The following is a 14,732-nucleotide window of genomic DNA, read 5'->3' on the forward strand; positions in this document are numbered from 1 at the left end:
GAATTTGCCGCATAACGCTGCGACGGTTTCCGCCGGAACCTTCATGCCGTGCCCCTACCCGCCCGCCGGTCCGGAACCGGCAGAACGAGCAGTTGTTGCCGCACAGGTTCCCTACAACGCCTGCTGGAGTCACTACGCACGGCAGACGGGATCGAGCTCGTCCGCAACGTCGCCGAGCGCATGCTGCAAGAGCTGATCGAGGCCGAGCTCAGCGGCCGGATCAGCGCCCAGTGGAACGAGCACACCGAAGCCCGCACCGCCTTCCGCAACGGCCATCGGGAGAAGACCCTGGCCACCCAGGCCGGCGACCTGGACCTGGCGATACCGAAGCTGCGCAGCGGCAGCTTCTTCCCCTGCCTGCTGGAACGGCGGCGCCGCATCGACCAGGCCCTGTACGCGGTCATCATGGAGGCGTACGTGCACGGCGTGTCCACCCGCTCGGTCGACGACCTGGTCAAGGCGCTCGGCGCGGACAGCGGCATCTCCAAGAGCGAGGTCTCGCGGATCTGCGGTGACCTGGACGAACAGCTCACGGTCTTCCGCGGCCGGCCCCTGGACCACAGCCGCTTCCCCTACCTCTACCTGGACGCGACCTACTGCAAGGTGCGCGTGAACCACCGGATCGTCTCCCAGGCCGTGGTCATCGCCACCGGCATCAGTGAGGACGGCGGCCGTGAGGTGCTGGGCGTGATGGTCGGTGACAGCGAGACCGAGGCGTTCTGGAGCGAGTTCCTGCGCTCCTTGCGCGAACGCGGCCTGGGCGGGGTCCGTCTGGTCATCTCCGACAGTCACAGCGGCCTGGTGGCCGCGATCCGCAAGGTCATGCTCGGCGCCGCCTGGCAGCGTTGTCGTGTTCATTTCCTGAGGAATGTGTTCTCCGTGATACCCAAGGGATCCGGGGAAATGGTGGCGGCGACCATCCGCACCATCTTCATCCAGCCCACCGCCGAAGCCGTCCATCACCAGCTCGATGCGGTGGCCGACATGCTCGGGCAGCAGTTCCCCAAGGTCAGGCAGATGCTCCTGGACGCTAAGGAGGACCTGATCGCCTTCGCGGTCTTCCCCATCTCTCACTGGAAGAAGATCCAGTCCTCAAATCCCCTGGAGCGGATCAACCGCGAGATCAAGCGCCGCACCGACGTTGTGCAGGTCTTCCCCAACCCCGCCGCCCTCGAACGGCTGGTCACCGCCGTGCTCAGCGAAATGCACGACGAATGGATCGCCTTCCCCCGCCGCTACCTGTCCGAAGGCAGCATGACGGCCATTTACGCCGCCGAACACTCCGACCACACCACCCATGCACTCCCCAACACCCCGAACGCTACGGACGATTGATCGCCTACACCATCACGGGGGACATGACCCTGCTGCGCATGCGAGGACGGGTACCCGTCGAAAAGCGCGGCCTCATCTGCCCCGACTGCCGGGATCTGCGCGGCCGACGCGTCCCCATGTACCTCATCCAGCGTGACGGCGTATGGCTTGCCTCCCACTACCGAAAGCCCGGAGAGAAACCCATCAGCCACGAGTCCGACGAGCACCTCGCCCGCAAGGAACGCGTCGCGAAGGACTCCGAAGATCACGGCTTCCACGCCGACGTCGAGCCGCAGACAGAAGACGGGCACGCGCGCCTCGATGTGCGCATCGAAGGCACCAACGGCATCGTCCTGGGCTACGAGCCTCAACTGAGCGCTCAGACAGCCCGCGGAATGCGAACACGGGAGAGATTCCGGCGCCGCGGCGGTATCCAATCGGTCTGGGACTTCGCCGACCCCGACCACGCCGGCATCGGCACCGTCCCCTACGTCCGCACGCCCAACCTGCCGGCCTCCGTCATCCGCGTGCAGAAGAACCCGATCGCGGTCCAGGACGGCAACTTCGTCCTGGAAGAAGGGCAGTGCAGCCAAAACGGCGCGCTCACCCGATGATTGCCTGGTTGCCCTACCGGGAATGACGCACCTCAGGGGAAGTACTGGAATCCGGGAAAACGGTGTCGTCAATTTCGACACTGGATCGATTCTATGCTGACTCTACACCCCCTCTCACCTATCCGAGAATTCGAAGGAATCGTGACCGAAACTGTCCGCCGACGGAGTCGGCGGACAGTCACGAAACTTCGATGCTAGGACATGGTGACCCAGAAGTTATTCGTTGATACCTTATCTGGTACCGTGCCGTGCACAATAGACGCCTCAGTCAGTCTGTGAGCACACTGGGCGTCTTTCTGCCATGCGATGGCGTAAACGGTTCCGGGCCACACCGGTACATCTGTCCCATTGCTACCCACGTGGACCTGGTGGCACTCGCTGATCTCTCCGTGGTCACCATCCGAAGTGCTGATCCAGATGGCGCCGACTGCTCCCGGCGGGATTTGGTTCACCTGGATCTGAAGCTGCCAAGGCGGCCCAGTTTCTGCGGAAGCCGACCCCGGCACCACCAGCACTAGACCGCTTGCAGCCACTGCGGTAAGTAACGCCAGTCGCTTTGCGAGTTTCCTCAACTAAACTCCAAAAACTGCCCGGTCTTTGAGAGCTGTCCTGAAGACAGCACAAGAGACCTACACTAATGAGGAGTTATCATTCTGGCGCATGCCAATAGACCAGCAATAGAGTCTAATTACCTCAACGGGCAAGGCCCCGGGGAGAGTCATGTTCGCCCGGCTTGATCACGTAGCAGGTCCGGGACGCGGTACGGGTGCCGACCCTGTACCTGCTGACGCAGATGGCCGGCGCATCCCAGCCACAGCCCCGCACATACCCACAAGCACGGTGAACGGGCCAGGAACAACCCAGACTCGCCGAGCGCGGGTCGTTGCTGCGGTAGGTGGTCTCTTTGCGGTCCACAGCGGCGCGGAGACCGAGCCGGACGGTCTTTCGGTCGCGGCCGACCAGACCAGCCCAGCGATCTGGCTGGGCTGCAGGCCGTCGGGACCGGCGTTGCGGATGGCGGCCAGTGCTTGGGGAAGCCAGGCGGGCACGGCCTCCCGGTCCGGTTCGCCCCGGACGTGGCCAGCGCCCGCACCGAGATAGATATCGATGCGGGCACCACGAGCAACGCGCAGAGCGCCGGGCCATCAGCCCGCCCGGATCCAAAAAACCTCCACGAAATCCCACCAAAAAAAGGGGGCCGTCAACATGCTGACGGCCCCTCCCGAACGATCGAGGCCAAAACCGATCGAAATTACTACTTGAAATAGCTTAGTCCCGTGTGCACGGCTGCTCTATCGCCACGTGCACAGTTCCCCCCGACGAGCAGCATGCGGACGACCGTCCGGCCCGCCGACTCGTTGGCGGCCGCGATGATCCGGGTCTGCTCCAGCCGGACCTTCGTCGCCCAGGCCGCCGACTCCGGACACACCGTGAGCCGGCCGGAGTCGGCGTCATACGACACCGCGACGACGTGCCCGGCCAGCTCGGGGGCGATGGCCACCCACCGCTCCCGCAGCGTCGCGCCGGCGGCCGGGAGCTCCCACGCGCGCTCGGTAACCAGCGCGCCGATCGCGGCCCCGAGGCCCATCGGCTCCCGCCCGTCGCGGCGCACCGTACGAACGATCCGCGGCTTCGCCTTCGCTTTCTGGCCGCCGCCGTTGGCGCGTGCCGCCTCCACCGCGGCCCGCAGCGCGACCCGGGCCAGGTCGACGCCAGACACCTCGCTGCCGCTCATGCCTGCCCCCCACGGGGTGTAGCCGAGGTCCAGGTGACCGAGGTCCGAAAGGCGCTGCACGGTCGCGACGAACGACCTGGTGAACAGGCGCTGCGCGGACTGCTCGCCATACCGGGCGATGTGGTCGTGGACGATCTGGTGGTCGTGCGCGGCGCGGGTACGCCAGTCGAGCACCTGCTCGCGGGTCAGGTCCTCGAGCACCAGCTCCTGGTCGTCGTCGACGTCCGCAACCTCCGGGGTGACGGCGGCCGGACGGGGCGCGGGCAGCCCGACCGGGGCCACCGTCGCGGCCGGGACCTCCGCCTTGGACTGCGCGGCCGCGGCTTCGGCACGGGCCTGAGCTGCGGCGGCCTGCCGGTGTTCGGCCTGGCCGCGCTCCAAGGCCGCCGAGCAGGTCCGGGTGCCTGAGGTAGTACTTGAGGTGAAGAGACGTTCAGGGGGTCTGCCAGAGTTGTCGGCTGGTCAGCGGTGACAGGCCGACGACGGCGAGCACTGCGCCCAGGACCACCAGGGATAGGGCCGGGCTGGCGAGGTGGGCGACCAGGCCGGAGATGACTGGCCCGAGCGGCATCGACAAAGCAACGACGGCTCCGAGCAGGGCGAAGATCCGGCCGCGTAGGTTCTCCTCGATGCGCGTTTGAATGTAGGCGTTGACACACACGGATGCGCAGCCCGACGGGACGCCGACGATGAGGAAGCAGAGCATCATCCACGGTGGGGCGGGCCACAGTCCGGCTGCGAGGAGGGCTGTCCCCTGGATGAAGGCGTTGAGTGCGAGGAGTATCCCCTTGCGGGTGCGCACGATGAACCTGCGGGCGAGGAGCAACCCCAGCAGCCGACCGGTGAACCACGAGCCGATGAGTGTCCCGTACCACAGACCGCCGTGCGTGCTCTGGTCGATGAGGAGTGCGGGCAGGACGAGCAGAACCCCTGTCTCCACGAGGTCGATCAGGGGAAGGGTGGGTGCGAGCCGGGTCATCGCCGGGTCCTGTCGTGCTGCCGCCAGCCCTTCGCGCGCAGCCGTCGTCCATCCTCCGGCGGCGGCGCGCAGTGAGTGCGTTCGGGCGGGTGAGCCGTCGGTAAGTGCTCGCAATGCGCCGATGAGTGAAAGTGCCGAGAGGAGGAAGGTGAGGCTGTTGACCAGCAGCGCGATCTGGATCCCCGCCGTGACCGCAATGCCGGCGAGGACGGGGCCGAGCATGCCTGAGATCATGTCCGAGGTGAGCAGCCACGCGTCGAGCCGCAACACCTCGCCCTCGTCGCTGGCGACCGTGCCGATGTGGGATTGCAGCGCCGGTTCGAACATGACCCCGGTGACCCGCAGCACCACGATGCCGATGACCAGCAGCGGTGTCGACAAGCCGATGGTGGAGAAGGCGAGGCACAGGGCAAGGGACACGGCGAAGCGGGCGATGTCCGTCCCGGCCAGCAGCCAGTGTCGCGGTAACCGGTCGACGAGGACGCCGGTGAAGGGGGCCATGATTGCTATCGGCAGGAATTGTGCGAGGCCGACGACGATGACCCCGGTGGTCACGCCGAGATGCATGATTGCGTACCAGGCTACGGCGGCGGAGAACAGCCGGTCTCCCGCTGCCGAGAGTGTCTGGGCGGACCAGACTGACAGGAACCTGCGCGAGCGCAGCAGGCCACTGGGCGCCGTTTGCGGGTGTACGGTCGTCGTCACCGGCGGCCGTCCGTGGTTTTCGTGTGTTTGCTGGGCGCGGACGGCTGGGGAAGGTCTGCGGCGCCCGCATTGTGTCCCGCGCCAAGTTCACCATCGATGCCAGGCAGGCTTCTGACGGCTGGGTCGAGGTGGCGGGAGCGGCTGGCCCAGTACCGAGCACGTGCCGTGTCTCCGCGGACCAGGGCCGCGACGGAGGTGAAATAGTAAGCCTTCGACCGGTACGGCAGCTCGCACCGGCTGGCCCTGATGAACGCGTGTTCGGCTTCGGACGTCTGCTCCGCGCCCATGAGTGCTTTCCCGAGGGCGAACCAGGTCCGGGCGTCCTTCGGATCGAGGTCGGTGAGCCGTAGGGCATAGTCGACCGCCAGATCGTGGGCTCCGAATGCCCGGTGTGTTGTGCTCAGGGTCTCGAAGGTGGGGAAGCGGTAGTCCATGAGGAGCAGTTCCTGGCCTGGACCGTCCGGTGTGTGGCCGTCGAGGAGGTGTTCGGCGAGTTCCAGGTGTGCCAGCGTCCTGGAGCGGTCCCTTTCGAAGAAGGGGCCGAAGGCGAGCGACCGGTTCAGCGCGCTGCGTCGCAGCGCGTCCTCCAGGCTGCCATCGTCGGCTTGCGCGAGGGCCTGGTCCAGGCGTACGCCGATACGGTAGGCGGTTGCGGCCAGGTCCCCGCGCGGATCGCGGGCCTTGCCCCGCTCGGTGAGGACGAAACGCACAAGCCCCGCTCGCTGGTCAAGCGGCAGACGTTCGTCGCCGGCCCGGCGCACGGCGAGGGCCTCGACATCGATCGGCCGGCCGTGGAACCACAGATGGACGCCGAGGGCGCGTACCGGGTATTCGCCGGACTTCAGACGGGCCCGCAGGCCCTCGGCAGAGGAGAACTCGAGGCCGAACACACGCGCGTAGGACCGGATCGCACCGAGCCGCCCGGTGAGCTGTGCCCGGCTCGCAGTGTCGCCGCAGCCGGCGTCCAGCGCTGAGCACACCCGGCTCAGCAGCGCCGAGTCCGACGTGGTGTTGGCGGTCAGGTCGAGTCCGACGGCGCGGGCGTCGCCATAGCTCGATGCGATCATGAGCCGCCAGACGGGCGGCATGACGAGGTCGAACGGAGCACGCAGCGCTGGAACGTCACCGACGACGGCACGCGCCAGGTAGGCCGTCGTCCGGGCGTGCAGCGGCGCGTTTTTGCCGGGTTCACGCAGGTCGTAGTACGTGCCGTCGCAGGTGTCCGGTCCGGCCTCGGCGTAGCACTCCAACCGCTGTCGCAGGGCCTGCGGCCCTTGGCCGGGGCAGTAGGCGCTGAGGGTTGTGAGGCCTTCCTTGACGTCCATGTCACTCCTCAATACAAATGGCGATGGCCTCCAGGACCCGCCGCACAGACCGGGTATGCCGTGGCACGTGCCCTTCTCCCGCGAGGCGGACAAGCGCGTCGGGCCGGTCCCGCCGGGCTGCGGCCTGCACGAGTGAGGGAGGCATGATGGGGTCCTGGTCTCCGTGGATGACGGTCCACCGGGCGTGCGCGGGCGGCCGTTGAACGGCACGCTCTGCGTCCGGGGCCAACGCGCGGGTCACGAACTCCCCCAGCGAGCCCGGAGCTGGCGTGTCCGCCCCCTCGGCGAGCCGGTACATCTCGGCGGGACACCACGGGCCGTTCATGGTGACCAAACGCAGGTCCGGCGCACGTACCCGGTGCGCGGTCCGCGCGGCGAGAAACGCGCCGTAGCTGTGACCGACCAGCGCAAGCGTGCCGGACAGCGGCTCATCAGCGCCGACGCCGGCGAGGTGATGGATCGCCGCGGCGACGAGTTCGGCGTCACGGAAGCCGAACTCACCCCGCCGGAACGCAGGCGACAACCGCCGCTGGACCGCCGCGGTATAAGGGGACTCCAGTTGGTGGACGACGAACCCCTCACGGAGCAGCAACTCGACCATGGGATCCCACACGGGAGTCCACTCACCGTAGGGCCCTCCGCGCAGCAGAACAGCAACGCCCCGGCGGGAACACCCGGAACCGTAGCTCAAGGACCTCAGTTCCCCACCGGGTACCGGCACGGCGTGCGCCGTGTAGGGCAGCGCGGCGTCCTGCGCCGGCGGCGAGCCCGCGTCCGCCCACCAGATCCCGCGCAGCGGAACCCCGGGATGGGTCGCGACAGTACGGACGCCGACGGCGCTCGGCACCGGCCGGCCGAGCGTCCAGGGGCTTTCGACCTGGACACGGCCGCCGCCGGGGCTCCAGCGTCCCAGCATGGTGTGCGGCCAGTCGCGGCTGATCCAGGTACATCCCTCCGCGTCCCACACCGCGGGACACAGCACGCCGGAAGCCTCCATGAGCACCTGGGCCGTCGCAACGACACTGATCCGCAGCGTGCCGCGCTGCCAGACCGCGACATACATACCGTCCGCCGACAAAGCAGCCTCGCAGTCCGGCCCCGCGCAAGGCACAAGGTGCGCTGTCAGCGTTCCGGACGCGACATCGAGACGGAAGAACCCCTGCCTGCCACCGACTTGCGGCCACGTCAGCCCGCCCCCGGGGGCGGCTACCACCCGCGCAACGGGAAGGGGTAATCCATCCGTCGGTACGACGGCACGCCACTCCCGCACGCTGCGGCAGTCCTGCCCGGCCGCGACATGCACGACATCCTCATGCAGGACGCACACATACCGGCCGAGTACCATGACCCGGCCCGCAGCCGACGGCGCAGGTATGGCGTCGTCGCAGCGGAGGCAGACCAGCCGCTGGCCCTCGGCCGCGAGAACGCACCCGGAGGGAAGCCGCCCCGCGACTTCAAGGCCATCTGGCACACCGAAACTTGCCCCCGTGACCGGATCATGGACAGCACCGGTGTGACCGTGGCCCTGAAGGTCAAGCGGGATGCTGTCGGGCGTACTGACCACACATTCCACTGGCTCGATCGCCAGGATCTCGTCGATCAGCTCACGCGTAGTCGATCGCAGGGCCATGGAACCTTTCCTCATAGATCACGTCGTGGCCGGAACCCGAGTGCCACTAAGGGCTTGCAGATCAATAACACGCCGATTCCGTTTCTGCGCCTGCGACATGTGCTACGAGCAGCTGACCTGCGGCGACGTTGCACCGAGCATGCGCCGAGGTCGGCACTACCGGGACGTAGACCCGCGTATTGTTCGGAGACGCGCCCTAAGAGGTCGTTTTCCTCTACAGGGTCTGTTTCATCCCAACAAGTACCCGTGGCGGAGCGGCCCTTTCGGGGCTCCAGCGCCTGGCGCGATTGCCGAGGCTCAAGGGAAGCCCAGATTGCCGGTCTCATCCCGTGAAGCCTGTCTCATTCCAAGGGGAGTTGATTTCGGTGATTACTCCCGACACCCCTTACAAGAATCCGAGATGCGAAAGGCGCGAGTATTCAACTGTGGCGCGTGAAGCGGTACAAAATAGCTGAAAACGACCTCCAAGCGGTGTCCCGCAACTCGGCGCGGAGGCTGGGGAGTCACCGCCGCCGAATCGCCTTGTCTCGTTCCGACCCGACTCGCGGCTTCTGCGGCGGCCCGGCCAATCAGGTCGAATCGGACGTCGGCAGGCTGTCTCCGGAGTTGCGGGACAGCCCTTTAGTGGGGTGGCTTCGGCCAAGCCACCCCACCACGCTCGTCACTTACAGCCGGGGGCCGTACTCCCCGAGCATGAGGACGTCATAGGTCTCGATGACCTCCTCCGTGACCACCGTCTCTTCCTCGTGCTCAATCGTCTGCTCCATCGTCAATTCACCTCCTCTCCGCTTCTCGCCGGTTCTTGTGCCCGCCGCAGGAGAGGACGCAGTCCCTCTCAGGCGGGAGTTCATGGATGACGCCGTCGAGCAGGCCCGGCCCCTTCTGCAGGTAGGCATCGAGCGTCACCGGCGCGGTGCAACCAGTGAGAAATCTGATGGCTTCCAAGGCGACCATCGCCGAATCAGCCGCCGGTTGGGGACACAACGTGCCGACCTGCGGCATGGGGAAATGCTCGGTCTGCGCGCCCCGTGCTGCGACACCGGAAGTCCGCAGTAACGCGGCGTGCAGGCAGCCGGCACAGCTCGTCCGGTCCGGAATGAACAGCGGGCCGACCCGCCCGCCCCCGGTTTGCAAGGACGGCACACCGCTCTGGAGACTGGCACCCGACACCCACAGCCGGATCGACAGGTACGGCTGGTCCGCAGCACCAATGATCAGGTCGTGTCCCGCAGCCATCTCCACGAGGTCGTCCACCGATGTGACCACGCGCCGCGAAAAATTCACCGAAGCATCCGGGAAACGTGAGGCGAAATGCCGGTGCAGCACCTCAGTCTTCGGGTTCCCAACGTCCCCCGGGCCGATCAGCGCCATCCGGTTGAGGTTGCTCATCTCGACGACATCGCCGTCACACCCCGACACCGTCCCGACACCGGACATGAGCAGCTGATAGGCGATCCAGCTGCCCACTCCGCCGAGACCGACCACGAAGACCTTCGCATTCACAAGCCGCTCAAGAAACGAAAAGCGGTCATTGTCCGGAGTCTCATGCGTCCCGAAGAAACGCAGCGTCCGCCGATGCCGCTCCACGACAGCCGCACTCAGGCCGGTCTCCCGGGGCGGAGCCTCCAGCGCGCCGATACCGCGCAGTGCGCCGAGGAGCTGCCCCAAAGTCGACGACTCCGCTCCTCCCCCAGCGAGTCCCCGGACGCGGTCCGAACCCGCACCCTCGATCAGAGCCCGGGCAACCGCCTCCCACCTTGGTGAGACCACGACGCGGACAGCGCGCCGACCACGCACAAAGGCAATCTGATCACCAATTAGCACGACCATCGCGTCCTGCTTCAGGCGCAACATTTCCCCGCCTGCAGCCCGACCAGCCAGAAATCCGGGCGAATCTGCGCCCCAAGCGACACTGTCTGATGCAATTGCAATTCCATTCAATCTCGATGCATGCGAAAAAATCTACCGCAATCCGTCACTGACCTCTAGTCAACACATATAGACCCAAATCGGATCCAGCGCCCAGCAACAGAAGACAGCCGACATGCCTTGCGGTGACATCTGCTGCTCAAACCAGATTCACGCGCACGTCCAGAAGTGCAATAGAGCCGAATGACTCTGATCCGCTCTGGAATATGCAGGGCAGATATGAACCATGGGCATCTTATTACGCTATGTAATTTCCTGCATTCAATGGGTGTTGACACTCGCCTCCTTACTCAAGGACATGCAGTTATGGGCTGATGAATCCTGTCAATAGAATGTCGATGCTGATGGCGACCATGTAGGTGTGCCGGTCGACGCGCAGGCTCGTGAAGACGTACGCGACACAGCGGCCGCTTCACCGCACGGGGCTGACGCACAGTCGGCGAACGGGCATGAGGAGGTTTGTCCAGGACTGCTCGGTCGACGGCGCCAATGAAGTCGACGGTCGTGTCGGCGATCGCGCCCGCTACCCCAGCCAGTGATCAGCGTACCGCCCCCGACCCCTGGCCCGGTCGGGGAAATCCGCAGCTGGGTTTCCTTGGCTCCGCACGGCCGGTTCGTTTCGTCTATGGGGCACTCGACCACCCGGCCGGTCATCCGGTGGAGCTCGGCCTTGTGTCGCAACTCCAGGAAAAGGAAGTACGTCGTCAGGGCCTGCGACTGGGCCAGCTGCGTACCACTGGGTGAGTTCCCCAGCACCTTCCCGAAGTACGCGTCAGCATCGGTCACGGCAGCTGTAGTTCCAGCGTCTGGGCTGGTCAGTGGGCCGCCGGGGTGGGTGTGGGGATGAGTAGGGCCATCGTGATCATGAACGTTTGTGACGGCGTATCAAGGCGGGGTGGCCGTGGGAGCAAGGATGGCTGAGCGGGCGTGGGGTGAGGTGTTCGCGGGGCTGTTGCTGGGGTGGACATGCGGAAGTGCTGGACGCTCGCGCAGGTTCTGGGATGTAGATAGCCACTCAACATGCTGACGAACGGGCGGTGTTGTGCCATTGATGATGTTGATGAGGAAGAGTTCACAAGAAGGTAATTGATCTTCTGGGTGCTGGGCGGCACCGTGATCATGTCCTGAACATGATCACGGCCCTCCCGCTCGTTTGGCGGCGTCCGGCAGGGCCGTGTGAGCGCCAACGGAGGGCGCTTTGGTCACGGCAGAGGTGACAACTTCGGTTGTCGAACAGCGCCTGGTCGAGGGCGAGTTGTCGTGTCCGGACTGCGGCGGGGTACTGGCCCGGTGGGACTGGGGCCGGACGCGGAGCCTGCGGGGTCCGGCCGGGGTCGTGGCGGTGCCTCCGCGCGGGCAAGGTGTCGCTCGCGACGCACATCCTGCTTCCGGTGTTGTCGCTGTTCAGACGCGCGGACGCGGCCGAGGTCGTCGGGGCCGGGCTGGAACTCGCGGCGGCAGGCTGGGGGCGCGGCGGATCGCCGAGCGCCTGGGCAGGCCGATGACGACAGTGCGGGGCTGGCTGCGGTGCTTCTCGCGCCGGGCGGGCCGGACCACGGCGGTGTTCACCGCGTGGCTGGTCGCGCTGGGCGATGGTGCCGATGCCGGGGCTACCAGCACCGTAGAACGGCAGCTTCCCTGGTCAGCGCGGGCCCGGGCGAACCCGGCCGACGATCTTCCGTACTCGTCCACCGGCCACAGGACTCCTGCGGGTCTCAGGCGTGACCTACCAATTCCGCCACCGGGAACTCTAGGACTGGCTCACCGCGCAGCCCACACCCTGGCAACGGCTCCCGCCAGATATCAGGGAGGCCCGGAACCGGCTCGCGTTCGCGCTGTCAGTCGGGCCGTCGGCCACCGCGCGGCGGCCGACGCGCTGGGTGTCCGCCGTGTTGCGGATCAGTTTGCCCCGGCTGATGACGTGTTGGAGCGGAGCCGTGCGTTCGAGACGGTCAGCCGGGCCAGAGTCACGCGTGTTCTCCTTCCGTCTGGGCGCGGAGCTGTGCGGCGCGGGCACGGGTTTCTGCGGCCTGCTCGGCAGCCTCGGGCGTGCCGTCTTCGACCGCGATGCGGTCCAGGAGGGCGGCTTTGCGTTCGTAGGCCGCGGCGCGTTCGGCGGGGCCGGCACCGCTGCTGTGCAGGTGTCTGATCGCGGCCTGCACCTGGTGCATCTCCTCGTCAGCGGAGAGCGGCTGGAGGTGCCCGCTGACGGGGTACTCCTGGTCGCGGTAGGCGGGCAGGGTCTCGCGTACCCACTGGTCGAGCCAGCGCCCGGTCCAGGTGGGCTCGTAGGCGGCTGCGTGGATGCGCATGCAGGGGACGGGCCAGTTCTCGTCCTCCTGGAACGGCTCGAGCAGGCTCAGCTCCCACTCGTCCATGGCCGCCTTGAACCGTTCGTGGGCGGACTGCCGGGTGACGCCCAGGGCCTCCCCGATCTCCTCCCAGCTGGTGCCGTTGGTGCGCTCGTAGATGACGGACCGGGTCAGCACCTCACGGGCCAGGTCGACCAGCTTCTGCGCTTGGGTCACTAGGATCCCGGGGGTGGCGTAGGTGTCATCGGTCGGGACGTCGGCGCCGGCTTGCACGGCCAGCTGCCGCTGTTCGTAGGAGAGGACGAGGCGGGCCAGGGCGGCGCGGCTGTAGGCGTACCGGTCGGTCTCGGGGTCGGGTTCAGTGTTCTTCATGCCGTCAGGCTTCCCCGACAACAGGTGAGTGTCGGGTATGGCCTGGCAACGGCTGGTTTCTTGTCGGAAGAGTCTTGATTGCTGCTCGCTTGTACTTTTCCTGCAGCTCCATGGCAGATGCGTGCCCGGACTGGTGGGCGTCGGCACCAGCGGGTATCTCTACCGCACTGCGGGACGGACGGATGGTGAAGTGGTGGTGGGGAGTTGACCCTCGTGGTGCGGTGGCGGCGGCCGGAGTTCCCTCTGTGGGTAAGGCGTCCGCCGGTGCCCGGGTCCCGGCGCTCGCAGCGTCAGCGGGCGGTCTCGGAGTTGCGGGCCCAGGGCCGGTACGGTCCGGAACTCCGGGAGGGTCGATACCGCCCCGCCTCGGTACCTGTTCTGGTTCCGCCGGCAGATACGCCTTCGACGACCCGAACGTCGTCTCGTGCGACACCTGCCACTCTCGGCCGGAATCGATGTGCCTCATCAATAGTTACAGTTCGTCGACGACCGCCGCCTATGCATGCCTGCGGACGGTCCTGCGGTCCACGCGGCAGGACCGCACAGCCTCACATACGAGATCGTGGAGTGGCCGTTCGACGCACCACCCCAGCGGACGCGAGCGGACAATCCATCGAGAAAGCTGCGGAATTCAGGCCGAGGCGTCTGTGAGCGGTGGGCCGGGAAGCAGGTGAACTACGTCCGGGCCGACCCCGTGACCGCACTGCGTGCAGACGAGCTGTTCCCGGACCTCACCTCCGCAGCCCTCGTGGCTCGTGATCCGCGGCGGGCCGCCCGGGTTCTCGGCGTGCTCATCACCCCAGTGCATCAAGGAGAGCAACGCCGTGAGCAGGTCCTTGGCCTTGCTCGTCGGCTGATACTCGTAACGGGCTGGCCGCTCCTGGTAACAGATTCGTTCCAGCAGCCCGTCGTCGACCAGTTGGGAGAGGCGGGCGCTCAGTACGTTGCGGGCGATACCAAGGCTGTCCTGGAATTCCTCGAACCGGCGCAGGCCAAGCAGCGCGTCGCGAACGATCAGCAAGGTCCAGCGCTCGCCCACCACCTCCAGGGTCCGGGCGATGGAGCACAGTTGACTGTCGTATGTTCGGCCCAACATGCTGTGAATTTAGCACGTTGCACCAAGCAACTGACAGGTTCAGGGCCGAGCGGGTACCGCACAGTCCGCCCCCGGACGGTGCCGGGGCGGCCGCTCGGGCATGCAGGCGATCTTCGTCGCCCTCTTGGCAGGACGCGGAAAGGTGAGCCCCGTCTTCCGGCGGGCAGCCTCAGAGGAGAACAGGGAACGCGCGACATGACAGTCAGCGCATGCCTGCCCCGTCGAGGAGGGTGACCACCATGGGGGCGAGAAGCCCGGTCAGAAGGTCGGCTCCAATCGCCACACGGGCACTGGCACCCTCGAAGACCACCATCAACTGGCGGGCCAGCACATCCGGATCACCCACGCCGCCCCGTTCGGCCTCCGCCCGGAAGAACGCTGTCAGGCTGCCCTTGACGCGCTCCGCCACCCGGCTCGCGGGGTGGGTTCGGTCCTTGAGCTCGATCTGCACCGCCAGGTAGGCGCAGCCGCTGAACTCGGGCACCTCGGCCTGCGACTCCAGCCGCTCGAAGATGTGCAGCACCCGCTCCCTGGGAGACCCCCGGTTGTCCGCCTCGGGCAGGAGGCCGGCGGTGCAGGAAGCGGCTCGTCGCTCAAGGCTCGCCGCCAGCAGTTCGTCCTTGCTTTCGAACAGCTGATACATCGAGCGCTTCGACACCCCAGCGGCCTTGCACAACGCCTCGACGCCCACACCGACACCCTCGCGGTCGACGAGCGCGGC

At 66.7% G+C, this 14,732-nt stretch carries 10 protein-coding genes; 2 read left to right on the plus strand and 8 right to left on the minus strand.

Annotation, left to right across the window (positions count from 1 at the left end; translation table 11 throughout):
• Nucleotides 1-48: 48 nt before the first annotated feature.
• Both ABZ453_RS48390 and ABZ453_RS48395 read left to right on the plus strand, forming a co-directional pair.
• On the plus strand, nt 49-1,335 hold the full coding sequence (locus ABZ453_RS48390) for an IS256 family transposase (RefSeq protein ID WP_359026076.1): 1,287 nt from the start codon (nt 49-51) through the stop codon (nt 1,333-1,335).
• A gap of 23 nt (nt 1,336-1,358) precedes the next feature.
• Nucleotides 1,359-1,928 carry a hypothetical protein gene (locus ABZ453_RS48395; RefSeq protein WP_359026078.1) on the plus strand — a complete coding sequence of 190 codons (570 nt, stop codon included), beginning with the start codon at nt 1,359-1,361 and terminating at the stop codon, nt 1,926-1,928.
• Nucleotides 1,929-3,183: 1,255 nt separating this feature from the next.
• Here ABZ453_RS48395 and ABZ453_RS48400 read toward each other — a convergent pair.
• The 8 genes from ABZ453_RS48400 to ABZ453_RS48435 all read right to left on the minus strand — a co-directional run.
• The gene (locus ABZ453_RS48400; RefSeq protein ID WP_359026080.1) at nt 3,184-4,044 is read right to left on the minus strand and encodes a DciA family protein; all 861 of its coding nucleotides are present in this window, start codon (nt 4,042-4,044) and stop codon (nt 3,184-3,186) included.
• A gap of 52 nt (nt 4,045-4,096) precedes the next feature.
• Nucleotides 4,097-5,347 (minus strand): MFS transporter, encoded by a 1,251-nt coding sequence (locus ABZ453_RS48405; RefSeq protein WP_359026082.1) that lies wholly within the window; start codon nt 5,345-5,347, stop codon nt 4,097-4,099.
• Nucleotides 5,344-6,672, minus strand: a complete 1,329-nt coding sequence (locus tag ABZ453_RS48410; protein WP_359026084.1) for a hypothetical protein — start codon at nt 6,670-6,672, stop codon at nt 5,344-5,346. Before ABZ453_RS48410 ends, ABZ453_RS48405 begins: the two co-directional genes overlap by 4 nt.
• 1 nt (nt 6,673) lies before the next feature.
• On the minus strand, nt 6,674-8,302 hold the full coding sequence (locus ABZ453_RS48415; RefSeq protein WP_359026086.1) for a hypothetical protein: 1,629 nt from the start codon (nt 8,300-8,302) through the stop codon (nt 6,674-6,676).
• Between the two features lie 774 nt (nt 8,303-9,076).
• Nucleotides 9,077-10,156 carry a ThiF family adenylyltransferase gene (locus tag ABZ453_RS48420; RefSeq protein ID WP_359026088.1) on the minus strand — a complete coding sequence of 360 codons (1,080 nt, stop codon included), beginning with the start codon at nt 10,154-10,156 and terminating at the stop codon, nt 9,077-9,079.
• Nucleotides 10,157-12,198: 2,042 nt separating this feature from the next.
• Nucleotides 12,199-12,915 carry a hypothetical protein gene (locus ABZ453_RS48425; RefSeq protein ID WP_359026090.1) on the minus strand — a complete coding sequence of 239 codons (717 nt, stop codon included), beginning with the start codon at nt 12,913-12,915 and terminating at the stop codon, nt 12,199-12,201.
• Nucleotides 12,916-13,546: 631 nt separating this feature from the next.
• Nucleotides 13,547-14,011 carry a helix-turn-helix domain-containing protein gene (locus tag ABZ453_RS48430; RefSeq protein ID WP_359026092.1) on the minus strand — a complete coding sequence of 155 codons (465 nt, stop codon included), beginning with the start codon at nt 14,009-14,011 and terminating at the stop codon, nt 13,547-13,549.
• Between the two features lie 202 nt (nt 14,012-14,213).
• Nucleotides 14,214-14,732: TetR/AcrR family transcriptional regulator (locus tag ABZ453_RS48435; protein ID WP_359026094.1), on the minus strand; the 519-nt coding region annotated here is incomplete at its 5' end.

It is taken from the genome of Streptomyces sp. NPDC005799, assembly GCF_040630525.1.
GTDB classification, from domain to species: Bacteria; Actinomycetota; Actinomycetes; order Streptomycetales; family Streptomycetaceae; genus Streptomyces; species Streptomyces griseorubiginosus_B.